The organism is Pseudomonas sp. IT-232MI5, assembly GCF_949767845.1.
Lineage (GTDB): Bacteria > Pseudomonadota > Gammaproteobacteria > Pseudomonadales > Pseudomonadaceae > Aquipseudomonas.
In genome coordinates this window covers 33,270-57,859 of sequence record NZ_CATKQE010000012.1, presented here as the reverse complement: position 1 = coordinate 57,859, position 24,590 = coordinate 33,270, and the positions used below count along the sequence as shown (strand labels likewise).

Genomic DNA, 24,590 nt, shown 5'->3' with positions numbered 1-24,590 from the left:
GTGTTTAGAGGAGGCTGATCGGGTAGCTGACGATCAAGCGGTTCTCGTCGAACTCGTTGTTGCTGAAGTCCCGGCGCATGGTCGAGTTGCGCCACCGGACGTTGAGATCCTTCAGCGCGCCGCTCTGCACGGTGTAGCCCAGTTCCGATTCGCGGCCCCATTCCTTACCGTCGGTGATCGTCCCGGTGTGCACGTTGTCGCCGCTGATATAGCGGTTCATCAGGGTCAGGCCGGGGATGCCCATCGCCACGAAGTTGTAGTCATGGCGCACTTGCCAGGAGCGTTCCTGCGCATTGTCATAACTGGCGTTGTAGCTGTCGTTGGCCAGCGTGCCGCCGCTGGTGCCGTTGACCCGCATCCAGGCGCTGTCGCCAGTGAGTTTCTGCAGGCCGACGTAGAAGGTGTTGCCGCCGTACTTCGCCGAGAACATGCCCGACCAGGTCTTGTTGTCGAGATCGCCGGCGCGGGCGCTACCATCGTCCTTGCCATAGAAGAAGCCGAGGTTAGCGCCGAGGGTCCAGTCGCCGAGTGGCTGGCTGTGAATCAGGTTGACGTATTGCTGGCTGTAGATGTCCTTGAGTTCGGCATTCCACAGGCCGATCTGTGTGCGTTTTTCGTTGAAAACGTATTCACCGCCCTGAAAGTTGAAGCGATCAGAGGTGAACGCCGCTTTGCCGGTCATCGACATGTCGCTCATGCTGCTGTCGTCGCGCGGGCTGTTGGCGCGGAACTGGCCGCCGTAGAGGGTCAGGCCGTCGATTTCTTTCGAGGTAATCTGCCCGCCACGAAAGGTCTGCGGCAGCGAGCGGCCGTCGTCCGAACGCAGGATTGGCAGCACCGGCATCCACTCGCCGACCTTCACTTCGGTCTGCGAAAGCTTGGCTTTGAAGGCGACGTTGGTGCGGCCGAAGTTGTCCGCTGGGCGTCCATCGCGATCCAGTGGCAGCAATTGGGTGCCGCCGGTGCCTTTGCCGCCATCGAGCTTCACCGAATACAAGCCGAGCACGTCCAGGCCGAAACCGACGGTGCCTTGGGTGAAGCCGGATTTCGCGTCGAGGATGAAGCTCTGCGTCCACTCTTCAGCCTTGCCCTGAGCTTTGGTCGGATTGGTGAAATTGCGGTTGATGTAGAAGTTGCGCAGGTTCAGGTTGACCTTGGCCCCTTCGATGAAACCGGCCTCTTCAGCCGCAGCGGGCAGCGCCGCGCCGGCCAAGGCCAGGACGATCAGACCGGGAAATGCGTAAGGCGCAGGGGAGGTTGTCATAGTTGGGGTCTCTCTTGTTTTTTTAGGGCGAACGGGTGCGCTGCGGCCGTTTTTTACGGTGCAGAAATGCGATGAATTCAGGGGGGTGAGGCGACGGCGATCAGCCGGTCGGAGCAGGGCGCGGGAGCATGGTGTCGAACCTGTTGTTATTGGTTTTGTTGATCGAATGGTGCGGGGGGCGGTGGTGGGGATTCAATCGGCGGAAGCGGTTTTTGGGCGATTATCGAACGCAAGATTTGCTCGGGGTTTTGGGTGAATGGGAGGGCCTCATCGCTGGCAAGCCAGCTCCCACAGGTTTTTGTGTCGTTCACAATGTTGGGTACACCACAGAACATTGTGGGAGCTGGCTTGCCAGCGATGGGGCCAGCCCAGACACCACAACTTTCAGACAGGCAACAAAAAGCCCACCAATCGGTGGGCTTCTTGTGTTCACCTGATGATGATCAGAACAACTTCATCTTCGGTGCTTCTTCTTTCAGCGGTTCGTTCTGCGCGGTTTGCGCATTCCAGCCGCCACCCAGGGCCTTGTACAGGTTGACCGCACTGGTCAGCTGCGCGAGGCGGTCGGTGATCAGCGCTTGTTGCGCGCTGAACAGCTGACGCTGGGCATCGAGGAAGGTCAGGTTGCTGTCGACACCGATGCGGTAGCGACGCTCGGCCAGGCGGTAGTAATCCTGGTTGGCCTGCACGAAGTCACGCTGCGCTTGCAGCTGTTCGGTGTAGGTCTGGCGGGCGGCGAGGCCGTCGGCGACTTCCTGGAAGGCCGTTTGAATGGACTTCTCGTAGTTAGCCACGCCAATGTCCTTCTGGATCTTGGCGTAGTCGAGGCTGGCGCGCAGGCTGCCGGCGTTGAAGATCGGCAGGTTGATCTGCGGCTGGAACAGCCACGTCCCCGAACCACCCTTGAACAAACCGGACAGATCCGGGCTCAGGCTACCCGCGTTGGCGGTCAGGCTGATGCTCGGGAAGAACGCTGCACGGGCCGCGCCGATGTTGGCGTTGGCCGCTTTCAGGTTGTACTCGGCCTGCAGAATGTCCGGACGACGTTGCAGCAGATCCGAAGGCAGCCCCGGCGGTACGTCGCTGAGCAGGTCATCCGCCAGCGGCTTGGCCGTTTGCAGATTGGCCGGGATACCGGTGCCGAGCAGCAGGGTCAGGCTGTTTTCGTCCTGGGCCACTTGGCGGGTGTAACGCGCCAGTTGTGCCCGGGCGTTCTCGACCGAGGTGCGCGACTGCGCCAGATCCAGCGCCGAAGCGACACCGACTTCGTTGCTGCGGCTGGTCAGCTTGTAGCTTTCTTCGAAGGCACCGAGGGTGTCTTGGGTCAGCTTGAGCAGTTCCTTGTCCGCTTGCCAGGTCAGGTAAGCGTTGGCGACGCTGGCGACCAGACTGATCTGGGTGCTGCGGCGTGCTTCTTCAGTGGCGAAGTATTGTTGCAGCGCTTGCTCGCTCAGGCTACGAACGCGACCGAACAGGTCGAGTTCATAAGCGCTGATGCCGACGGTGGCGGAATACGAACTGCTGATCATCGAGTCGCCAGTCGTCGACGCGCGAGCCGGCAGACGTTGACGGCTGCCGCTGGCATTGGCCGAAACCGCCGGGAACAGGTCGGCGCGCTGGATGCGGTATTGAGCCGCATAGGCGTCGATGTTCAACGCCGCGACACGCAGGTCGCGGTTGTTTTCCAGCGACACCTGGATCAGCTGTTGCAGCGCCGGGTCGTGGAAAAACTGCTTCCAGCCTTGCTCGGCAGCGGCCTGCGCCGGAGCCTGGGCCGGCGAGTACGCCGGCCCCTGCGGGTACTGACCTGCGACCGGAGCCTCAGGCTGCTGATAGTCAGGTATCAGCGAGCAACCGCTCAGCACGAAGGCGGCGACTGCGATGGAGAGTAGCGACTTGCTCATTGGCCAGCCTCTTTAGGAGTTTCAGTAGCCTCATCCTCGTCAGCGATTTTACGCTGGCCCAGGGACGAAACCGTAACGAAGAACAGTGGGACCCAGAAGATCGCCAGGATCGTGGCCGTGAGCATACCGCCAATCACGCCCGTACCGATCGCATGTTGACTGCCTGAACCGGCGCCGGTGGAGATCGCCAACGGTACAACACCGAGGACGAAGGCCAGCGAGGTCATGATGATCGGTCGCAGACGCATGCGGCAGGCTTCAATCGCCGCATCCCGCAGGCTGCGTCCCTGTTCATGCAGTTCCTTGGCGAACTCGACGATCAGAATGGCGTTTTTAGCTGCCAGACCGATGGTCGTCAACAGCCCCACCTGGAAGTACACGTCGTTGGACAGACCGCGCAGGCTGGTGGCCAGCAGCGCACCGATGATCCCCAGCGGCACCACGAGCATAACCGCGATCGGAATCGACCAGCTTTCGTACAGCGCCGCCAGACACAGGAACACCATCAGCAGCGACAGGGCGTACAGCGCCGGCGCTTGCGAGCCGGACAGACGTTCCTCATAAGACAGACCGGTCCAGGAGATACCGACACCCGCCGGCAGCTTCTTGGCAATCGCTTCGACTTCGGCCATCGCATCACCGGTGGAGTAACCCGGCGCCGGAGAACCGAGGATCTCCATCGCTTCTACACCGTTGTAACGCGCCAGTTTCGGCGATCCGTAGATCCACTCGCCCTTGGCGAACGCGGAGAACGGCACCATGGTCCCGGCGCTGTTGCGCACGTACCACTTCTTCAAGTCTTCAGGGCTCATGCGAGCACCGGCCTGACCTTGCACGTACACCTTCTTCACCCGACCACGGTCGATGAAGTCGTTGACGTAGCTACTACCGAAGGAGATCGACAGCGTGCTATTGATGTCGGCAATGCTCACGCCGAGGGCCTGGGCCTTCTGATCGTCGATTTCCAGGTGGTATTGCGGCTCGTCGTTCAGGCCGTTCGGACGCACCTGATAGAGCACCTTGCTCTGCGCTGCCAGACCGAGGAACTGGTTGCGCGCTTCCATCAGTTTTTCGTGACCGATACCGGCGCGGTCCTGCAGGAACACGTCGAAACCGGTGGCGTTACCCAATTCCAGTACCGCTGGCGGGGCGAAAGCAAACACCATCGCGTCGCGGAAGCTGAAGAAGTGTTGCTGCGCACGCTGGGCGAGGGCGAACACGCTGTTGCTCGCGTCACGCTCGTCCCACGGTTTGAGCATGATGAACGCCAGACCCGAGCTCTGACCGCGACCGGCGAAGTTGAAGCCGTTCACGGTAAACACCGAGGCGACCGCGCCGGATTCTTTCTCCAGCAGGTAGGAACGCATTTCGTCGATCACGACTTGCGTACGTTCGGCACTGGAACCGGCCGGGGTTTGCACCTGGGCGAACAGTACGCCCTGGTCTTCTTCCGGCAGGAACGCGGTCGGAATACGGGTGAACAGCCAGATCATGCCAACAACGATCAGCAGATACGCCAGCAGATACGGGGCTTTGCGCGACAGCATGTTGCCAACGCCGCGCTCGTAGCTGCGAACGCCACGGTCGAAGTTACGGTTGAACCAGCCGAAGAAGCCTTTTTTCGGTGTGCCGTGCTCGCCTTTCGGAATCGCCTTGAGCATGGTTGCGCACAGCGCCGGGGTGAAGATCAGCGCGACCAGTACCGACAGGGCCATGGCCGAGACGATGGTGATCGAGAACTGCTTGTAGATCACACCGGTGGAACCGCTGAAGAACGCCATCGGCAACAGTACCGCCGACAGAACCAGAGCAATACCGACCAGTGCGCCCTGGATCTGGCCCATGGACTTCTTGGTCGCTTCCTTCGGTGACAAGCCTTCTTCGCTCATCACCCGCTCGACGTTTTCCACCACGACGATGGCGTCGTCCACCAGCAAGCCGATGGCCAGCACCATACCGAACATGGTCAGGGTGTTGATGCTGAAACCGAACGCCGCGAGGATGCCGAACGTACCGAGCAATACCACCGGCACGGTCATCGTGGTGATGACGGTGGCGCGGAAGTTCTGCAGGAACAGGAACATCACCAGGAACACCAGCACGATCGCTTCGACCAGGGTTTCAACCACACCTTTGATCGATTCGGTTACCACCGGGGTGGTGTCGTACGGGAACACCACTTCCATGCCTTGCGGGAAGAACGGCTTGAGTTCGTCAATCGTCTTGCGCAGGGCTTTGGCGGTGTCGAGGGCGTTGGCACCGTTGGCCAGTTTCACCGCCAGACCGGACGATGGCTTGCCGTTGAACTGTGCCGAGATGGTCGAGTTCTCACCGCCCAGACCGACATCGGCGACGTCGCCGACGCGCACTTGCGAGCCGTCCTGATTGACCTTGAGCAGAATCGCCTTGAACTGCTCGGCGGTCTGCAGACGGGTCTTGCCGATGATCGTCGCGTTCAGTTGCTGACCTGGCAGCGCCGGCAAACCGCCGAGCTGACCGGACGACACCTGAACGTTCTGCGCCGAGATGGCGGAGCTGACGTCAGCCGGGGTCAGGTTGTACTTGTTCAACTTGGCCGGATCGAGCCAGATGCGCATCGCGTACTGGGCACCGAAGACCTGGAAGTCACCGACACCGGCGGTCCGCGAAATCGGATCCTGCATGTTCGACACGATGTAGTTGGACAGGTCGTCCTTGGTCATGCTGCCGTCACGCGATACCACGCCGATGACCAAGAGGAAGTTTTTCACTGCCTTGGTCACGCGGATACCTTGTTGCTGCACTTCCTGCGGCAACAGCGGGGTGGCCAGGTTCAGCTTGTTCTGAACCTGTACCTGCGCGGTGTCGGAGTTGGTGCCTTGCTCGAAGGTCGCGGTGATGGTCATGCTGCCGTCGGAGTTACTTTCCGAGGACACATAACGCAGGTTGTCGATACCGTTGAGCTGCTGCTCGATCACCTGGACCACGGTGTCCTGCACGGTTTGCGCCGAAGCACCCGGGTAGGTCACGGAGATCGCAATGGCTGGCGGCGCAATGCTCGGGTACTGGTTGATCGGCAGTTTCAGGATCGAAAGTGCCCCGACCAGCATGATCACCAGGGCAATTACCCAAGCGAAAATCGGACGGTCGATGAAGAATTTTGACATGGATTACTCCCCTTTGCCGCCGGCGGCTTTGTCAGCTGCCTGAGCGGGGGCCGGGTTCTTGTTGCCTACGTTAGTGGCTTCGGACGGGTTGACCTGAACACCTGGGCGCACGTACTGCAGGCCTTCGGTGATCAAGCGATCGCCGGCCTTAAGGCCGTCTTCGATCAGCCACTGGCTGCCGACAGTGCGGCTGGCCTTGAGCTGACGCAGTTCAACCTTGTTGTCGGGGCCGACGACCAGTGCGGTCGGAGTGCCTTTGAGGTCGCGGGTCACGCCTTGTTGCGGTGCCAGAATGGCGGCGGCGTTGACACCGGCCTGCAACTGGGCGCGGACGAACATGCCTGGCAGCAGGGTGTGATCCGGGTTCGGGAACACTGCACGCAGGGTCACCGAACCGGTAGTCGGGTCGACCGTGACTTCGGAGAATTCCAGCTTACCGTCGAGCTTGTACTGGCTGCCGTCTTCCAGGGTCAGTTTGACTGCTGCCGAGTTTTCGCCGGATTTTTGCAGACGACCGCTTTCCAGCTCACGGCGCAGTTCCAGCAGTTCAACCGAAGACTGGGTAACGTCAACGTAGATCGGGTCCAGTTGCTGGATCGTCGCCATTGCGTCGGCCTGACCATTGCTGACCAGTGCGCCTTCGGTGACCGAAGAACGACCGATGCGGCCGGAGATCGGCGCATAGACCTTGGTGTATTTCACGTTGATCTGCGCGCTCTGCAGCGACGCTTCCGATTCCATGCGGTTGGCCACGGCGGTGTCGTATTCCTGACGGCTCACGGCCTGCTCGTCGACCAGTTGCTTGTAGCGGTCGGAGATCGACTTGGTCGAACGCAGGCTGGCTTCGGCGCTTTTCAGGGTCGCTTCATAGACCGCCGGATCGATCTGATACAGCTGTTGGCCGGCTTTGACATCGCCGCCTTCCTTGAACAGACGCTTGAGAATGATGCCGTTGACCTGCGGTCGAACTTCCGCAATACGGAACGCACTGGTGCGACCCGGCAGCTCGGAGGTGAGGGTAAAGGCTTGTGGTTGCAGGGTGACGACGCCGACCTGAGGCGGAGGAGCGGCCGGTGCCGCTTCTTCCTTTTTACATCCGCTGAGCAGCGATGCCAGGGCGACGGCAGTGACCAGAGCGGTAACAGCTGGCTTGAATTGCATGAAAATCCTCGGGTCAGGCGCGCAAAAAGCGCACAAGAAGTGTGTAAGGGTAAAAAAAGGATACCGGGTGGATAAGTAGCTTGCTAAGGAATATACTTACGTTCATGGTTGTTTGTAAATACCTTGGCGTCGTATCCACCCTGTTACAAAACTCGTCGCAAGGTTTGAAATTGTAGGCCGGGGAGCTGATCCGTGAGAGATCGCCCCCTCTTTATTCAGCGGATATTCAGCCATCCCTGAAACATCCTGTTTGAGGTTTTACTGTCATGGTCCGTCGTACCAAAGAGGAAGCTCAAGAAACCCGTAGCCAGATTCTGGAAGCGGCGGAGAAAGCCTTTTATGAAAGGGGCGTCGCTCGTACGACGTTGGCCGACATCGCGGCCTTGGCCGGGGTCACGCGCGGTGCCATTTACTGGCATTTCAGCAACAAGGCCGACCTGGTCCAGGCCATGCTGGATTCGCTGCGTGAGCCGCTGGATGAGTTGGCGAGGGCCAGCGAAAGCGAAGATGAACTCGATCCACTGGGCTGCATGCGCCAACTGCTGATTCATTTGTTTCATCAAGTTGCGCTGGACCCGAAAACCCGGCGTATCAACGAAATTCTGTTTCATAAGTGCGAGTTCACCGATGAAATGTGCGATTTGCGCCAGCAGCGCAGGGACGTCAGTCTCGATTGCAATGAGCGCATCGCTCTGACGTTGCGTAATGCGGTAAATCGCGGCCAATTGCCGGAAGATCTCGACACTGCCCGTGCGGCCATCAGCATTCACAGCTATATCGATGGCCTTCTGTATGGATGGCTTCTGGCGCCGGACAGCTTTGAGCTGCATGCCGAGGCCGAACGTTGGGTCGATACAGGGTTGGATATGCTGCGCCTGAGCCCCAGCCTGCGCAAATGAAACAAAATGCGTAATTGGCACAGCCTATGTCAATTGGCCTGCCTTTATATAGCTTCGTAGCGGGGGGAGTTTAAACGTAGCGAGCTACGCATTTTGTAGGGAATTTGTGTCTTCTGTGTGAATGAGTGTGAGCCGCTTGCCCTCACCCTAGCCCTCTCCCAGAGGTAGAGGGGACTGACCGAGGTGTTCTTTCGAGATACGCCGACCTGAGATATCAGGTCGAACTCCAGATTTGAAAAGCACACAGATCGGCTCCCTCTCCCTCGGGAGAGGGCTGGGCGGGCGGCGTTCCGATGAGGGGCTACGTACTCAGCCGCGCAATAGCTCTCCAGGCGAACACAAAAAAAGCCCCCGACTCTTACAAGTCGGGGGCTTTCGCGTTTCTGCGGTATGCCTTACAGCGTCGGATAGTCGATGTAGCCGACCGGACCCTTGGCATAGAACAGCTCTGGACGCGCATCATTCAACGGCGCATCCGCCTTCAAGCGCGCCGGCAGATCCGGGTTGGCAATAAACGGCACACCAAACGCCACGGCATCAGCCTTGCCGCTGGCCAGCCACTCATTAGCGCTGTCCTTGGTGAAGCGTTCGTTGGCGATGTACGGGCCGCCAAAGGCTTCTTTCAGTTGCGGGCCGAGGCTGTCGGCGCCTTCTTTCTCACGGGAGCAGATGAACGCGATGCCGCGTTTGCCCAGCTCACGAGCCACGTAAGTGAAGGTTTCCGCCAGATTGTCGTCGCCCATGTCATGGGAGTCGGCGCGCGGTGCCAGGTGCACACCGACACGGCCGGCGCCCCAGACTTCGATCGCGGCGTCAGTCACTTCCAGCAGCAGGCGCGCACGGTTTTCCAGCGAGCCGCCGTAGTTGTCGGTGCGCTGGTTGGTGCTGCTTTGCAGGAATTGGTCGAGCAGGTAACCGTTGGCGCCGTGGATTTCCACGCCGTCGAAACCGGCGGCCTTGGCGTTCTCGGCACCGGTGCGGTAGGCGTCGACAATGTCGGCAATTTCAGCGGTTTCCAGGGCACGCGGGGTTGGGTAGTCGGCAAGTGGGCGCACCAGGCTGACGTGACCTTTCGGCTGGATCGCGCTAGGTGCCACCGGTGCTTCACCGTTGAGGTACGACGGGTGCGAGACGCGACCGACGTGCCACAGTTGCAGGAAGATCTTGCCGCCAGCGCCGTGAATGGCTTTGGTCACGTTGGCCCAGCCGCGCACTTGATCGTTGGACCAGATGCCCGGGGTGTCCGGGTAGCCAACGCCCATCGGCGTCACCGACGTGGCTTCGCTGAGGATCAGGCCAGCGGAAGCACGCTGTACATAGTATTCAGCCATCAGCGCGTTCGGCACACGGCCTTCGTCGGCGCGGCAGCGAGTCAACGGGGCCATGATGATGCGGTTGGCCAGTTCGATGTCGCCCAGTTTGATCGGATCAAAAATAGTTGCCATGTCTACAACCCTCGTAGGTGAAAGTTAATCAGTTGGTAGCAGGGGCCAGATCGGCATTGCCGTTCTGACGGAAAGTAATCAGGGTCACCAGCAGAGCGAGCACGGCCAGCGCGGCGGCTGCGAGTGGCACGCTGGTCAGGCCGTAGCCGTGAGCGATGACACTGCCGCCGACCCAGGCGCCGAGGGCGTTGCCGACGTTGAAGGCGCCGATGTTCAGGGTCGAGACCAGATTCGGTGCGGCTTTGCCGAAGGTCACCACGTTGACTTGCAGCGCCGGTACGGCGGCAAAACACGCGGTGGCCCAGAGGAACAGGGTGATTTCGGTGGGGATCAGCGCGACGCTGGTCCAGGTCAGTACGGTCGAGACCACGGCCATGGCGATGAACACGCCGATCAGCGTCGCGGCCATGCCCTTGTCGGCGAGTTTGCCGCCGATGATGTTGCCGACAGTCAGGCCCAGGCCGATCAGCATCAGCGTCCAGGTCACGCCACGCGGCGACACACCGGTGACTTCGCCGAGCAGCGGGGCAACGTAGGTGAACAGGGTGAAGACGGACGCGGCGAACAGCGCGGTCATGCTCAGCGACAGCCAGATTCCGGCACCTTTGAGGGCGGCGAGCTCGGCGCGCATGTCGAGCTTCTCTTCGTCACGTTTGGCCGGCAGGAAACGGATCAGGCCGATCAGCGCAATCACACCAATGACGGTCACCGCCCAGAAGGTCGAGCGCCAGCCGTATTGCTGACCCAGCGCAGTGCCCAGCGGCACACCGAGGACGTTGGCCAGGGTCAGGCCGGTGAACATTAAGGCCACTGCCGAAGCGCGTTTATTCGCTGGCACCAGATTGGCCGCGACGACAGAACCGATGCCGAAGAACGCACCGTGGCACAGCGCAGTGATCACCCGGGCGAACATCAGCACGTTGTAATCACTGGCAATCGCACAGAGCAGGTTGCCGACAATAAAGATGCCCATCAACGCCACCAGTGCTGCTTTACGCGGCAGTTTGGCGGTAGCCATTGCCATGAATGGCGCACCGATGGCCACGCCGAGGGCGTATCCGGTCACCAGCCAGCCGGCGCCGGGAATCGACACACCGAGGTCAGCCGCCACATTGGGCAGCAGGCCCATGATGACGAATTCGGTGGTGCCGATGGCGAAGGCGCTCAAGGCGAGGATGAGGAGCGAGAGGGGCATGCAGGTTTCCTTGTCGGCTGGCTGACGTTAAGGGTCAGAGCTCTTTACTGAGGGTGCTGAGGAACGCCTGGATCACGTCCTCGTTTCGTTTGAAAAAGTGCCATTGACCGGCCTTCTGGCTGCTGATCAGACCGGCGCGTTGCAACGTCGCGAGGTGTGCAGAAACGGTCGACTGCGACAAACCGCAGCGCTGATCGATCTGCCCGGCGCAGATGCCGTACTCGTGGTTGTGCAACTGTTCCGGAAATTCGTTCTTCGGGTCTTTCAGCCAGTTGAGGATGTCTCGCCGTACTGGGTGCGCCAGGGCTTTTATTATTTCGTCGAGGTCGAGGTTCATGGCAGGGTGCTCACAATGTGTACAACGCTATATCGCGATGTGACGAAATATAAATCGTTAGATCGCGATACACCAATATGATTTTGATCTGACGCCAGCATAAATTGGTATATCGCGTTATAACGATACATGGGTGTATGGCTTATGGGCCGCAGTGCTAAGCTGCGCCCATGAACTATCTCGCACATTTACACCTCGGTGGCCAGCGCCCCGGGCAACTGCTCGGCAGTCTGTATGGCGACTTCGTCAAAGGCCGGCTGCAAGGGCAGTTTGCGCCCGAGGTCGAGGCGGCCATTCAATTGCATCGACGGATCGATGTATTCACCGATCGCCATCCGCTGGTGGATATCGCCCTGGGGCGGTTTTCCGACACGCGCCGGCGTTATGCCGGGATTGTGCTCGATGTGTTTTTCGATCATTGCCTGGCGCGGGACTGGCGGCTGTATGCCGATCAGCCGCTGGAGGTTTTCACCGCTGACGTTTATCGGGTTCTGACCCGCGAGCGGCAACTGCCCGAGCGACTGGCGAAGATTGCCCCGCACATGGTCGCCAATGACTGGCTGGGTTCGTATCAGGAATTTGAAGTGCTGGAGCAGGTGTTGCGCGGGATCTCGCGGCGCTTGAGCCGGCCGGAGGAACTGGCGGGTGCGATGCAGGAATTGCGGCGGTTGTATGAGCCGCTCAGTGAAGACTTCCGGCTCTTCTACCCGCAACTCCAGGACTTCGCCCAATCCCCACCAACACCCTGAATCCCTGTGGGAGCTGGCTTGCCAGCGATGGCGTCAGCACATTCAACATTCGTGTCGGCTGGTCTACCGCTATCGCTGGCAAGCCAGCTCCCACAGGGGCCAAGGCGATTTCAGGATTTGTATTTCAGGCAGCGATTGCCGGACGCATTGGGGATTGTAGGGTTTCCGGAATTGCGCCAAACAACGCCTTCTGCACCGCCTGCTGCGCTTCAAACGCCAGCGCAGCACGCTCTCGTCCCTGACAGGCCATCGGCTTGAGCAAGTGCACTTCAACATCGCCGCAATCATTGCTGAACAGGCGCATCAGGTGCGAGAGCAGATCATCGTCGCCAATGAACGGCGCCAGCGCATCGATTTCGCCGTCACGCAGATAACGAATCGCCACCGGTTGCAGCATCACGTCGGAATCAATCGCCGCCGCCAGCAAACGGCCGTGAAAGGTGCGCAGCGAACGGCCATCGGTGGTGGTGCCTTCCGGAAACATCAGCAACGCATGCTCGGTTTGCAGATGACGGGTCATCTGCTTGCGGATCAACTGGCTGTCGCCCGAACCGCGACGGATGAACAGGCTGCCAGCTTTCGCCGCGAGCCAACCAGCCACCGGCCAGGTGCGCACTTCGGCCTTGGACAGAAACGACAGCGGCGTGAGCATGCCGAGCAGCGGAATGTCGGTCCACGACACATGATTGCTGACCCACAGCATCGGCTGCTTCGGCAGCTCACCGTGCACCGTCACCCGAAAGGGCAGGGCGTTGCTCAGGCGCGCCATGAAGAAGCGCGACCAGCGCTGACGCCGCTCCATCGAATGCGCCAGGCCAATGCGTTCAAACACGCCAAAGACGCTGGCCATGGTCAACCCCAGAGCCACCACCAGCAGCACCCGCGCGATCCGCGCGTATACGCGCAACCGGCTCATCACACGGCCGCCTTGAAGTGCTTGGCGTAGCGCGGGCAGAGTTCGTCGCGTTTGAGCAGGATAAACACGTCGGCGACCTGGAAATCTTCGTCCCAGCACGGCTCGCCGCAGATCTTCGCTCCCAGACGCATATAAGCCTTGAGCAGTGGCGGCATTTCCGCGATCACGTTCGATGGAATATCCAGCGTCGGCAGCGGATTTTTCGGCTCGGCGCGCAGGTGTTCGGTGCACAGATAACGTTCGCGCAGGCGCTGCATGATCGCGTGGGCCTGGATGCCGCCGTCCTGCATGGGGATGCTCGCGCAACCCATCAGATAGCTGTAGCCGCCCTGATTCAGCACTTCGGCCAACTCGCCCCACAACACCGCGATGGTGCCACCGTTGCGGTACGCCGGGTCGACGCAGGTGCGGCCGATTTCGAGGATCGGGCCTTGCAGATGGGCGAGGCCGTGCAGGCTGAATTCTTCTTCGCTGTAGAACTTGCCGAGGCTGCTGGCGGCGGTGTGATCAAGCAAACGCGTGGTCGCGACCAAACGGCCGGTGTTCAGATCACGCACGCCGATGTGGCTGCAGTGAACATCATAATCATCCATGTCCAGACCCAGCTCCGCGCCTTTCAATTTGGCGTTGAACTCGCCGCTGAAGACGTTGAAGCGCAGGGCCTGGGCTTGCTGCAAGGCCTCGGCGCCGATCAGGCGTTCGGCTTGCAGGCGGCGTTCATTGCCGGTGTCGCTGATGCGGGCGATCTGAGTCATGTGAATCTCCGTACGGGCCTTTAACCCGTCGTGGGTTGCAGCCGATCGACTTTCTTTATGCAGCCGTGTTGTGCAAAGTCAGGCTATGTAGCCCCGGTGTCATCGCCATGAACCTTTGGTGATGCTTATATGACAGCCCACAAGGAGCCTCTTATGCCCTGGCCAGATCTGCTGCACAGCCCTGACCGATTGCCCGCCGTTGCTGACCTGGCCGAGGGTTTTGCGACGTTGTTGCAGCAACTGGGCAACGTCACGCCGTTCGAATTGGCGGTCGCGGGCGGGCGGCGGATGGCCACCCCGGGGCTGGCGTTTCTGGTCGGTTACCAAGCGGCCTTGCGCATGTTGTGGCCGAGTGCGCCGCTGAGCCTCGGTGCATTGTGTGCGACCGAACAGCGCAGTCTGCGTCCGGCGGACATGCTCACGCGGCTGAGCGATTTGCGCCTGAGTGGGCGCAAGGATTTCGTTACGGCCGGCGATGCGGCGGACTGGTTGCTGATCGCTGCGCGCAGTGAAGCACCCGGTGAAACGCCGCGCTTGAGTCTGGCGGTGGTGTATCCCGGCGAGCCCGGTGTGACGGTAGAGAAACTGCCGGCGCTGCCATTGATGCCGGACATCAGCCATGGTCGGCTGCAGCTTGATAACGCGTTGTGCGAGTTGTTGGCCGGCGATGGTTGGGACGCTTACGTCAAACCGTTCCGCACCCTGGAGGACGTTTATGTGCTGAGCGCGATGACCGCGTGGCTGTATGGCGTCGGACAGGACAGCGACTGGCCGCAAGCGCTGCAATTGCGTTTGCTGGCGCTGTTGGCCGGGTGTGCCGAGGCGAGCCGGCAACCGCCGAACAATCCCGCCGGACATGTGTTGCTGGGTGGGTTGTTTGCGCAGTTTGCGGCGCTGGAGGGGGAGGTGAGTCAGGCCTTGGCTGACGGGCCGGCAGAATGGGCGCAGATGTGGCAGCGCGATCAAGGGTTGATGCAGTTGGCCGCAGGGGCCAGGGCCAAGCGCTTGGCCAAGGCTTTGGTGGCGGGCTGAAGGGCCTCATCGCGAGCAGGCGAAGGCCTACAGTTGATCGAGTTTCGTCAGTTGAAATGCGATCCCCTGTAGGCCTTCGCCTGCTCGCGATAGCAATCTAAATAACACCGCATACTTGTCATAAACCCCGACTAGTCTCAGCAGGTTCTTTCCATGAGCCTCCACCATGTGCAAAGGCCTGTCGCTGTTTCTGCTGCTGATCACCTTCACCGTTCACGCCGAACAATGGCCGGGTGAAGAGTGGCCAACCGGCCCGAAGGTCACCGATACAGAGGCGCTGGATCATTACGCCTTCCCGCCCCGCGATGACAGCACCCGCCAAGGCATCCGCACCGACGCGCTGCTGATCATCCGCGACGGCCAGATCATCTACGAACGCTACGCCGGCCCGACCACAGCACAAACCCCGCACCTGACCTGGTCGATCAGCAAAAGCCTGATGGCCAGCGTGCTCGGTGTGGCCTACGGCGAGGGCCTGTTCAAACTCGACGATCCGGCCGCGAAGTTTTACCCGTTACTGACCAAATACCCGGCGATAAAAATCGCCGATCTGCTGCACTGGGCCTCTGGTATCGATTGGCAGGAAGACTACGAATACGCCCCGCTGAAATCCTCGGTGGTGGCGATGCTCTATACCCGTGGTCATCGCGACATGGCTGCGTTTACCGCCGATCACGATGCCTACGCCGAACCGGGGCAGGCCTTCCGCTATTCCAGTGGCGACAGCAATCTCTTGGCGGCAGCGTTGAAAACGATCGTCGGCCCGCAGCGTTATGCGGATTATCCGTGGGAGGCGTTGTTCGAGCCGTTGGGCATTCGCCACGCTGTTTGGGAGACCGATGCCAGCGGCACGTTTGTCGCGTCGTCTTACGCTTACCTGACGGCAAGGGATCTGGCGCGCGTCGGGCTGTTGATGGCCCGTGACGGGCGCTGGAACGATCGGCAATTGCTGCCCAAGGATTGGGTCGACTTCAATCGGCAGCCCTTCGCCGGTTACAAGGCTCATCAGGACGAAGCGGTGCCCGGCGGACAATGGTGGCTCAATCGTCCGGCCGATGGCGCCTTGTCACCGTGGCCCGATGCACCGCCCGACACCTTCGCCGCGCTTGGCCATTGGGGCCAGGCGCTGTACGTAATCCCCAGCGCCAACCTGGTGATCGTGCGCTACGCCGATGACCGCGACGGCAGTTATCGGCACAACGAATTGCTCAAACGCGTGCTGAAGGCGGTGCGGCCATGAAGCGCTTTTTGCTGTTGCTGCTGGTTTTGCTGCTCGGCTGGGTCGTCTACGAGCGCGAAAATCTGTGGGCCTTCCCCGACATCATCAGCGCGTACACCGCCAAGGAATATTGTTCGTGCCGCTATGTGATGAATAACGACGCGCAATACTGCCGTGGCTACGTAAAGCAGTGGCTGCCGACCAGCGGTTTCACCGATGACCCTGCCAGCAAAACCATCACGGTCAGCGGCATGGGCCGCAGCCACCGCGCCCAGTGGTTGAGCGAACGCTTGGGCTGCCGCTTGAACCCCTGAAAACCCGCAATCCTCCTGTGAACAGAGGCCCCTGTGGGAGCTGGCTTGCCAGCGATTGCGTCGGCACAGGCAATATTTGTGTGACTGATACACCGCCATCGCTGGCAAGCCAGCTCCCACAGGGATTTTCATCAATTGATAGATTTGCGGCGACCGAGTTTGCAATAACGGCATAGGCGGTTAAGGTTCGTGCAGGTTTATCGGCCCCACGAGTGTTCAATGTTCAACCGCTCCCTCAGTGCAACCCTGTCCAGCCTGCTGCTCGCCGCCGTCGCGCTGCCGGCGCAGGCCAATTGGTATCTGGACGGCGAGTCGTCGCGGCTGTCGTTCGTCAGCACGAAAAACGCCCACATTTCCGAAGTGCAGCGCTTTCTGGTGCTGCATGGCAAGGTCGACCCCAATGGGCGCGCCGAAGTCGAAGTCGAGCTGGACTCGATCAACAGCGGTATCCCGCTGCGCGACGAACGCATGCGCAAGGAGCTGTTCCAGATCGAGCAATTCCCCGAAGCGACCATCACTACGCAGATTGATTTGCGCCCGATCAACGATCTGGCCCCCGGTGCGCAGCTGGAATTGCGCCTGCCACTCACCGTCAATTTGCACGGCAAACAACACGAATATCCCGCCGAACTGCTGGCGACGCGTCTCGATGATCGACGTTTTCAAGTGGTCACGCTAGAGCCGCTGGTGATCAACGCCGAGGATTTCGACCTCGTGCCGGGGCTGGAAAGCCTGCGCAAACTCGCCGATCTGTCGGCCATCAGTCTGTCGGTGCCGGTGGGTGCGGTGCTGATCTTCACGGCGCGCTGACATGCGCGGCGCGGTGTTCCCGTGGCGGGATGGCAACCGTTTCGAGCTGTTGATCGACGGCCCGCATTTCTTTCCGCGCATGCTCGAGCAGATTGCTGGTGCGCAGGAGCAGATCGAGCTGGAGTTGTATCTGGTCGAGGCTGGTGCTTGTGCCGAAACCATTGTGCAGGCGCTGGTTTTGGCGGCCGAACGTGGCGTGCGTGTGCGTTGCTTGTTCGATGATTACGGCAGCCTCGCTTTCACCCTCAATCTGCGTCAGCGTCTGACTCATGCCGGGGTCGAACTGCGTTTCTACAATCGGCTGAACTGGCGGCGCTGGGTCGGCAACTTCTATCGCGATCACCGCAAATTGCTGCTGGTCGATCAATGTCTCGCGGTGGTCGGTGGCACCGGTGTCACCGATGAGTTCTGGACGCCGGGCCATGACACCAGCGAATGGCACGAAGTGATGGTCGAGATCCGCGGCCCGCTGGTGATCGACTGGCAATTGCTGTTCGACCGTCAGTGGATCGCCAACCGTTATCGCCGCGCCTGGCGCCCGGCCGCGCATTTCGGTCTGCCGCGCCTGCCTCGGGTGCCGGACAAGGGCGAGGGCATGGGCCGTGTGGCGTATGCCGATGCCCGCCAGCACCGCGACATTCTGCAATCGCTGTTTCGCGCCTTGAACAGCGGACAAAAACGCATCTGGATGGCCACACCGTACTTCCTGCCAACGTGGAAAATCCGCCGTTCCCTGCGCAAGGCTGCTGCGCGCGGTGTCGATGTGCGGCTGCTGCTCACCGGGCCGCGCACCGATCATCCGTCAGTGCGCTACGCCGGGCATCGCTACTACCCACGACTGCTCAAGGCCGGGGTGCGGATCTTCGAATACCAGCCGTGCTTTCTGCATTTGAAAATGGTGCTGGTCGACGATTGGGTGAGCATCGGTTCGTGCAACTTCGATCACTGGAACCTGCGCTTCAATCTGGAGGCAAATCTGGAGGCGCTGGATCCGTCATTAACGGCAGCGGTAGAGGCGAGTTTCGTCAAGGACTTCGGGCTGAGTCAGCAAGTGAGTCTGGAAGAGTGGCGGCGCCGGCCGTTGTGGCGGCGGGTCAAGCAGCGGGTGTGGGGCTGGGTGGATCGGGTGGTGGTCAATCTGCTGGATCGCCGGGGATAGTTGCTACACCAAAAAAACACTGTGGGAGCTGGCTTGCCAGCGATGGCGGAGTATCAGTCAACAGAGATGTTGAATGTGCCGGCCTCATCGCTGGCAAGCCAGCTCCCACAGGTTTATGTGTTGCCTGAAAAATTACAGAAGTTCAAAGCTCTGCTGCGTCACGTCCTGGGAATCCAGGCCGATCTGCACGTTGAACTTGCCAGGCTCCGCCGCGTACTTGAGCTGGGCGTTGTAGAACTTCAGGTCATCCTCGCTGATGGTGAAGTGCACGACTTTCTGTTCACCGGCCTTGAGCATGATTTTCTGGAAGTTCTTCAGTTCTTTCACCGGGCGGATCATCGAACCGGTGACATCCTGGATGTACAACTGCACCACGGTTTCGCCGTCGCGCTTGCCGGTGTTTTTCACCATGACGCTGGCGTCGAGCTTGCCGGTGGCGTTCAGGGTGGTCGACGACAGCGCCATGTCGCTCAGGGCGAATTGCGTGTAGCTCAGGCCATACCCGAACGGGAACAGCGGGCCAGTCGTGTCATCGAAATACTGCGAGGTGTAGTTGCCCGGTTTGCCCGGCGTGAACGGCCGGCCAATGCTCAGGTGGTTGTAGTAAGTCGGGATCTGGCCCACGGAGCGCGGGAAGGTCACCGGCAGTTTGCCCGACGGGTTGTAGTCGCCGAACAGCACGTCGGCGATGGCGTTGCCGCCCTCGGTGCCGCTGAACCAGGTTTCCAGAATCGCGTCAGCCGACTGGTTCTCTTCGAGAATGGTCAGTGGGCGGCCGTTCATCAGCACCAGCACCAGCGGTTTGCCGGTGGCTTTCAGTGCGCGGATCAGCTCGCGCTGGGTTTCCGGGATGTTCAGGTCGGTGCGGCTGGAGGACTCGTGGGACATGCCACGGGATTCACCTACCGCTGCAACGATCACGTCAGCATCCTTGGCAGCTTTCACTGCTTCGTCGATCAGCACGTTGGCCGGGCGCGGATCGTCGACCACTTCCGGGGCATCGAAGTTGAGGAAGTTCAGGTAGTCGAGCACCTTCTTGTCGCTGGTGATGTTGGCGCCACGGGCGTAGATCAGGTTCGACTTGTTGCCGATCACCGAACTCATGCCATCGAACAGCGTCACCGATTGCGCAGGGCGCCCGGCGGCCGCCCAACTGCCCATCATGTCGATCGGGGCTTTGGCCAACGGGCCGACCAGCGCGACTTTCGCGTCTTTCTTTAGCGGCAGGGTTTCGTTCTGGTTCTTCAGCAGCACCATGCTGCGACGCGCCACTTCGCGGGCCTCGGCGCGGTGCAGACGGCTCTCGGCGTAGGTGTCGGCCGGATCATCTTCAGCCTTGCCGATGCGCAGGTACGGGTCCTTGAACAGGCCCATGTCGTACTTGGCCGCGAGCACTTCACGCACGGCGTTGTCGATGTCTTTCTGTTCGATCTCGCCGGACTTGAGCAGCCCCGGCAGCTCTTTGCCGTACAGGGTGTCGTTCATGCTCATGTCGATGCCGGCCTTGATTGCCAGCTTCGCCGCTTCACGACCGTCGCGGGCCACGCCGTGCTTGATCAGTTCGAAGATCGCGCCGTGGTCGCTGACCGCCAGGCCTTTGAAGCCCCAGTCCTTGCGCAGCAGATCATTCATCAGCCAGGTGTTGGCGGTGGCCGGAATACCGTTGATCGAGTTCAACGCAACCATCACGCCACCGGCGCCAGCATCGATCGCAGCGCGGTACGGCGGCAGGTAATCCTGGTACATCTTCACCGGACTCATGTCGACGGTGTTGTAGTCGCGACCGCCCTCGACCGCGCCGTACAGGGCGAAGTGCTTGACGCTGGCCATGATGCTGTCGGCCGCACTCGGGGTGGCGCCCTGATAGGCGCGAACCATGACGCCGGCAATGCGCGAGGTCAGGTAGGTATCTTCACCGAAACCTTCGGAGCTACGGCCCCAGCGCGGGTCGCGGGAGATGTCGACCATCGGCGCGAAGGTAATGTCGAGGCTGTCGGCGGCGGCTTCTTTGGCGGCCACGCGACCGGATTGGCCGATGGCATCCATGTCCCAGCTCGACGCGAGGGCCAGCGGAATCGGGAAAATCGTACGGTGACCGTGGATCACGTCGTACGCAAAAAACATCGGAATCTTCAGGCGGCTGCGCATGGCAGCGTCCTGCATCGGCCGGTTTTCCGGGCGGGTAATCGAGTTGAACGTGCCGCCGATATTGCCGGCAGCGATCTCTTTGCGGATCAGCTCGCGGGGCATTTCCGGGCCGATGCTGATCAGGCGCAACTGGCCGATCTTTTCATCGAGGGTCATCTGGTTCATCAGGTTGCTGATGAACGCATCCTTGTTTTCCAGGGGTACCGGGGTCGTGGCGGCCAATACTTGATGACTGGCCAGGCTGACGAACAGACCCAGCAAACACAGCTTCTTCATGAATAGTTTTCTCAAGGGCCCAAGCGGCGATGCAACGCCGGCCAGCCAAAATTTAGGGAGCTACTATTGTTGTTCGGGTACAGGCTCAAAGAAACAGAGCCAAAAACGGCAGCCGACACTTGGCCGCATGATCACGCAGGGCACTTTTTAGCCCATTGCCCCGTCGTAATCCAGCGACGCGGCCGATTATGCCCCAAGAGCCCGCTGAGAATGTTTCGCGCTCGGTTTTTATAATGATATGTGCCAAGGAGCATCACCGCGATGAATGTAAGCCCAACCAATCGCTCACGTTTGCAGGTCGCCACACTGCTGGTGCTGGCCACGCTGTTGACCGCGTGCGGCATCAACAATATCCCGACCCTCGATGAACAGGCCAAAGCCGCATGGGGCCAGGTGCAGAACCAGTACCAGCGCCGTGCCGACCTGATCCCCAATCTGGTGGAGACGGTCAAGGGTTACGCCAAGCATGAAGAGGAAACTCTCACGGCAGTGATTGAGGCGCGGGCGAAAGCCACGTCGATTCAGGTCGACGCCAGCACTCTCGACAATCCCGAGAAGCTCAAGCAGTTCCAGCAGGCGCAGGATCAACTGAGCGGCGCATTGAGCCGTTTGATGGTGGTCTCCGAGCGTTATCCGGACTTGAAAGCCAACCAGAACTTCCTCGCCCTGCAATCGCAACTGGAAGGCACGGAAAACCGCATTGCCGTGGCACGCCGCGATTTCATTCTGGCGGTGCAGAAATACAACACCGAGATCCGCACCTTTCCCGGTCGCCTCTGGCACAGCGTGATGTACAGCGATCTGCCGATCCGCGAAACCTTCGAAGCCACCACGCCCGGCGCGGAAAAGGCCCCGGAAGTGAAATTCTGATTCGAGGTTGTCCATGCGCGTGTTGAAAATGGGCCTGGTGTTGGTGCTGTGGGTATTAGCCTTCAGCGCCCACGCCGAGTTGACGTTCCCGGCGCTGAGCGGGCGGGTGGTGGACGAAGCGCAGATGCTCGAGCCGTCGGTGCGCGCGCAACTGAGCCAGCAGTTGCAGGCCCACGAGCAGGCGACCGGCGAGCAGTTAGTCGTGGTCACGCTGCCGGATCTGCAAGGCACGACCATTGAGGACTTCGGCGTTCAGCTCGGGCGTCATTGGGCGATTGGTCAAAAGGACAAGAACAACGGCGCGCTGCTGATCGTTGCCCGTGACGAGCGCAAACTGCGCATCGAAGTCGGTTATGGCCTCGAAGACCGGCTGACCGACGCGCAGACTTCAGTGATCATTCATCAAGTCATCACTCCTGCATTCAAAAGCGGCAACTTCAGCAAAGGCATCAGCGACGGCGTCGCGGCGATGCTGGTGGTGCTCGGTGGTAATCCGCTGGATGAGCCATCGACGGTTTATGAGTCCAGTGGTGATCCGTCCGATGATTTCATCTCGCGGCACCCGGGATTGTTCGTGTTTTTGGTTATGTTGTTCATCCTGACGGTGTTTGTCTGCCAGATGCTCGGTATCCTGCCTGCCGGCCGGGGTGGCTCCGGAGGAGGGGGCGGCTTCGGCGGTGGTGGCGGTTTTGGCGGCGGCGGTGGAGGCGGGGGCTTCAGCGGCGGCGGGGGCAGTTTCGGCGGCGGTGGTTCGTCCGGCGGCTGGTGAAATCAGAAGAATAATGAGCAGGCACTTTTCAACATGGCACTACTGACCGAACACGAACAACGCAAAGTCGCCGAGGCGATTGCCCGGGTCGAGCGCGACACCGACGCCGAACTGGTAACGGTGCTCGCGGCGCGCGCTGATGACTACGCGTACATCCCGCTGCTGTGGGCGAGCCTGTTGGCGCTGGTGGTGCCGGGCGTCGTGCACTACCTGACCGGCTGGCTGACCCTGCGCAGTCTGCTGCTGGTGCAATGGGGCGCGTTTATCGTGCTGTGCCTGCTGTTTCGTTTGCCGAAAATCACCACCCATCTGATTCCCCGCCGCGTACGGCACTGGCGCGCGTCGAACCTGGCGCGGCGGCAGTTTCTCGAGCAGAACCTGCACCACACTGTGGGCAGCACGGGAATGCTGATTTTTGTGTGTGAGGCGGAGCGGTATGTGGAGATTCTGGTGGATGAGGGGATTTCCAAACGGCTCGATAATAAATCCTGGGATGCGATTGTCGCGGCGTTTACCGAGCAGGTCAGGCACGGGCGCACGCTGGAGGGGTTTGTGACGTGTATCGAGGCGTGTGGGGAATTGCTGAAGGTTCATGTGCCGGTGACGCAGGTGAGGAATGAGTTGCCGAATCGGTTGGTGGTGTTGGGCTGAATACTTTCTTCCTGTTTTAGATCCAAACCCTCACCCCAGCCCTCTCCCAGAGGGAGAGGGGGCCGACCGAGGTGTCTGGTGCTCGACATCGACCTGAAAGAACGAGTCGATCATGGATTCAAAGCAACTCGTTCTGACCTGAGTTCGGCTCGGTATTTCAGGTCGGCGTAACTCGTGAAAACACCTCGGTCAGTCCCCTCTCCCTCCGGGAGAGGGCTAGGGTGAGGGTGCTTCTGACAACCTTTGGGTAAATAAGAGCGTGTCCCCAACCCCCATCCCCCCTAAAATACCCGCCATTCCCGATTTCGCCCGTCCGAGGCCGCTTTTCCATGTCCGTTACTGCACCTGCCACCAAGCCCGCGCCCGATCACCACGCCCAGTTCATCGAGCTGCTGCAAACCAGCCTCGACCAGAACGGCTTCATCAAACTGGTGCTGGCCAAGTACGTCGGCGAAGAAGTGGATTTGCAGCGAGTCATCATCAAACCGGTGACGGTCAAAGCGCAGCCGAATCTGTCGTTCGTCTATCGCTACAAAACCCGCGACATCACCAAAAACCTGACCCTGGTCGACGGCGTGGCGGCGATTGCCGCGCTGTTGCCGGCCTCGTTCAAGAATGCGCATTTACTCGCGGTAACTGACGAAGCTCAGCTGGAATACAGCAAAAAGGGCAAGCCTTCGCTGTTCAAGAGCAAACCTCAGCAATTGCGCGAGGCGCCGTCCGCCGAGCACAACCGTGAGAAAAACCGTTTTCTTGAGTTGAGCCGACCGTTCCTCAAAGACTTGGGCGTGACCAACGCGCAACATGAGCTGATTCCGGCGATGTCGCGCAAGTGGAAGCAGATCAACAAGTTCATCGAAGTATTCAGCCATGCCCTGACCTCGTCACCGCTGGCGCTGGACCAACCGGTACGCGTGGCGGATTTCGGTTCGGGCAAGGGCTATTTGACGTTCGCGATTCACGATTACCTGCGCAACACGCTTAAGGCGGAAGGCGAAGTCACCGGCGTCGAGTTGCGCGAAGAGATGGTCAACCTGTGCAACGCTGCCGCCGCGAAACTCGATCATCCGGGGCTGGTGTTCAAGTGCGGTGACGTGCGCAGCGTGGCGCCGAGCGAGCTGGATGTGATGATCGCCCTGCATGCCTGCGACATCGCCACCGACTACGCGATCCACACCGGCATCCGCTCAGGCGCGTCGATCATCATGTGCTCGCCGTGCTGCCACAAACAGATTCGCCTGCAGATCCAGAGCCCGGCGCTGCTCAAACCGATGTTGCAATACGGTTTGCACCTGGGTCAGCAGGCGGAAATGGTCACCGACAGCCTGCGTGCGTTGTTCCTTGAAGCCTGTGGTTACGAGACCAAGGTGTTCGAGTTCATCTCGCTGGAGCACACCAACAAGAACAAGATGATTCTGGCGGTGAAACGCGCCGAGCCGGTCGACCCAGCGCAGTTGTTGGTGAAGATCGAAGAGTTGAAAGCGTTCTACAACATCAGCGAACACTGCCTGGAAACCTTGCTGCGCGCGGATGGCTATCTCGCCTGACTCGGTCCCTACAAGGTTATGTGT

Annotated in this window: 21 protein-coding genes; 11 read left to right on the top strand and 10 right to left on the bottom strand. The window is 60.4% G+C overall.

Annotation, left to right across the window (positions count from 1 at the left end; all coding sequences use genetic code 11):
- Positions 1-4: 4 nt before the first annotated feature.
- From ACM6JQ_RS12410 to emhA, 4 genes are all read right to left on the bottom strand, one after another.
- Complete coding sequence (locus ACM6JQ_RS12410) at positions 5-1,264, bottom strand: OprD family porin (protein WP_414893909.1); 1,260 nt, start codon at positions 1,262-1,264, stop codon at positions 5-7.
- A 443-nt stretch (positions 1,265-1,707) separates the two neighbouring features.
- The gene (gene emhC / locus ACM6JQ_RS12405; protein ID WP_007917089.1) at positions 1,708-3,168 is read right to left on the bottom strand and encodes an efflux RND transporter outer membrane subunit EmhC; all 1,461 of its coding nucleotides are present in this window, start codon (positions 3,166-3,168) and stop codon (positions 1,708-1,710) included.
- A complete protein-coding gene (gene emhB, locus ACM6JQ_RS12400) occupies positions 3,165-6,314 on the bottom strand; it encodes an efflux RND transporter permease subunit EmhB (RefSeq protein WP_007917083.1) in 3,150 nt (1,049 codons plus the stop codon). The genes emhC and emhB overlap by 4 nt, the downstream gene beginning before the upstream one ends.
- Before the next feature lie 3 nt (positions 6,315-6,317).
- Positions 6,318-7,475: an efflux RND transporter periplasmic adaptor subunit EmhA gene (gene emhA / locus ACM6JQ_RS12395; RefSeq protein WP_414893908.1), complete on the bottom strand. Its 1,158-nt coding sequence runs from the start codon at positions 7,473-7,475 to the stop codon at positions 6,318-6,320.
- Between the two features lie 266 nt (positions 7,476-7,741).
- Here emhA and emhR point away from each other — a divergent pair, with 266 nt between their 5' ends.
- Positions 7,742-8,374 (top strand): efflux system transcriptional repressor EmhR, encoded by a 633-nt coding sequence (gene emhR, locus ACM6JQ_RS12390; protein ID WP_007917080.1) that lies wholly within the window; start codon positions 7,742-7,744, stop codon positions 8,372-8,374.
- Positions 8,375-8,769: 395 nt separating this feature from the next.
- Here the strand turns inward: emhR and ACM6JQ_RS12385 are convergent, their stop codons facing one another.
- Genes ACM6JQ_RS12385 through ACM6JQ_RS12375 form a run of 3 tightly spaced genes read right to left on the bottom strand, consistent with a single transcriptional unit; the run spans position 8,770 to position 11,351 of the window.
- Positions 8,770-9,819 carry an alkene reductase gene (locus tag ACM6JQ_RS12385; protein WP_007917079.1) on the bottom strand — a complete coding sequence of 350 codons (1,050 nt, stop codon included), beginning with the start codon at positions 9,817-9,819 and terminating at the stop codon, positions 8,770-8,772.
- Between the two features lie 28 nt (positions 9,820-9,847).
- Complete coding sequence (locus ACM6JQ_RS12380) at positions 9,848-11,014, bottom strand: MFS transporter (protein WP_007917078.1); 1,167 nt, start codon at positions 11,012-11,014, stop codon at positions 9,848-9,850.
- Between the two features lie 34 nt (positions 11,015-11,048).
- Positions 11,049-11,351 carry an ArsR/SmtB family transcription factor gene (locus ACM6JQ_RS12375; protein ID WP_007917068.1) on the bottom strand — a complete coding sequence of 101 codons (303 nt, stop codon included), beginning with the start codon at positions 11,349-11,351 and terminating at the stop codon, positions 11,049-11,051.
- Positions 11,352-11,521: 170 nt separating this feature from the next.
- On the opposite strand from ACM6JQ_RS12375, the gene ACM6JQ_RS12370 reads away from it, so the two are divergent.
- A complete protein-coding gene (locus ACM6JQ_RS12370; protein ID WP_007917067.1) occupies positions 11,522-12,100 on the top strand; it encodes an ACP phosphodiesterase in 579 nt (192 codons plus the stop codon).
- A 124-nt stretch (positions 12,101-12,224) separates the two neighbouring features.
- Here ACM6JQ_RS12370 and ACM6JQ_RS12365 read toward each other — a convergent pair whose 3' ends face one another.
- Positions 12,225-13,016 carry a lysophospholipid acyltransferase family protein gene (locus ACM6JQ_RS12365; RefSeq protein WP_095113830.1) on the bottom strand — a complete coding sequence of 264 codons (792 nt, stop codon included), beginning with the start codon at positions 13,014-13,016 and terminating at the stop codon, positions 12,225-12,227.
- Entirely contained in the window at positions 13,016-13,771 is a 756-nt protein-coding gene (gene olsB, locus ACM6JQ_RS12360; protein ID WP_007916280.1) for an L-ornithine N(alpha)-acyltransferase, read from the bottom strand. Before olsB ends, ACM6JQ_RS12365 begins: the two co-directional genes overlap by 1 nt.
- A 153-nt stretch (positions 13,772-13,924) precedes the next feature.
- On the opposite strand from olsB, the gene ACM6JQ_RS12355 reads away from it, so the two are divergent.
- From ACM6JQ_RS12355 to ACM6JQ_RS12335, 5 genes are all read left to right on the top strand, one after another.
- The gene (locus tag ACM6JQ_RS12355; RefSeq protein WP_414893907.1) at positions 13,925-14,803 is read left to right on the top strand and encodes an acyl-CoA dehydrogenase; all 879 of its coding nucleotides are present in this window, start codon (positions 13,925-13,927) and stop codon (positions 14,801-14,803) included.
- A 166-nt stretch (positions 14,804-14,969) separates the two neighbouring features.
- On the top strand, positions 14,970-16,043 hold the full coding sequence (locus ACM6JQ_RS12350) for a serine hydrolase domain-containing protein (protein WP_414893906.1): 1,074 nt from the start codon (positions 14,970-14,972) through the stop codon (positions 16,041-16,043).
- Complete coding sequence (locus ACM6JQ_RS12345) at positions 16,040-16,336, top strand: amidase (protein ID WP_414893905.1); 297 nt, start codon at positions 16,040-16,042, stop codon at positions 16,334-16,336. Before ACM6JQ_RS12350 ends, ACM6JQ_RS12345 begins: the two co-directional genes overlap by 4 nt.
- A 219-nt stretch (positions 16,337-16,555) precedes the next feature.
- Positions 16,556-17,146 carry a YceI family protein gene (locus ACM6JQ_RS12340; RefSeq protein WP_095113826.1) on the top strand — a complete coding sequence of 197 codons (591 nt, stop codon included), beginning with the start codon at positions 16,556-16,558 and terminating at the stop codon, positions 17,144-17,146.
- A gap of 1 nt (position 17,147) precedes the next feature.
- On the top strand, positions 17,148-18,305 hold the full coding sequence (locus tag ACM6JQ_RS12335; RefSeq protein ID WP_414893903.1) for a phospholipase D-like domain-containing protein: 1,158 nt from the start codon (positions 17,148-17,150) through the stop codon (positions 18,303-18,305).
- A 132-nt stretch (positions 18,306-18,437) separates the two neighbouring features.
- On the opposite strand, the gene bglX is transcribed toward ACM6JQ_RS12335, so the two are convergent.
- Positions 18,438-20,729: a beta-glucosidase BglX gene (bglX, locus tag ACM6JQ_RS12330; RefSeq protein ID WP_095113824.1), complete on the bottom strand. Its 2,292-nt coding sequence runs from the start codon at positions 20,727-20,729 to the stop codon at positions 18,438-18,440.
- A gap of 261 nt (positions 20,730-20,990) precedes the next feature.
- Here bglX and ACM6JQ_RS12325 point away from each other — a divergent pair, with 261 nt between their 5' ends.
- From ACM6JQ_RS12325 to ACM6JQ_RS12310, 4 genes are all read left to right on the top strand, one after another.
- Positions 20,991-21,599: a LemA family protein gene (locus ACM6JQ_RS12325; protein ID WP_007916301.1), complete on the top strand. Its 609-nt coding sequence runs from the start codon at positions 20,991-20,993 to the stop codon at positions 21,597-21,599.
- A 13-nt stretch (positions 21,600-21,612) separates the two neighbouring features.
- Positions 21,613-22,368, top strand: coding sequence for a TPM domain-containing protein (locus ACM6JQ_RS12320; RefSeq protein WP_095113823.1), 756 nt, complete (start codon positions 21,613-21,615; stop codon positions 22,366-22,368).
- Between the two features lie 33 nt (positions 22,369-22,401).
- Entirely contained in the window at positions 22,402-23,019 is a 618-nt protein-coding gene (locus tag ACM6JQ_RS12315) for a TPM domain-containing protein (protein ID WP_095113822.1), read from the top strand.
- 329 nt (positions 23,020-23,348) lie between these two features.
- Complete coding sequence (locus tag ACM6JQ_RS12310; protein ID WP_095113821.1) at positions 23,349-24,566, top strand: class I SAM-dependent methyltransferase; 1,218 nt, start codon at positions 23,349-23,351, stop codon at positions 24,564-24,566.
- The last annotated feature ends 24 nt before the right edge of the window (positions 24,567-24,590 follow it).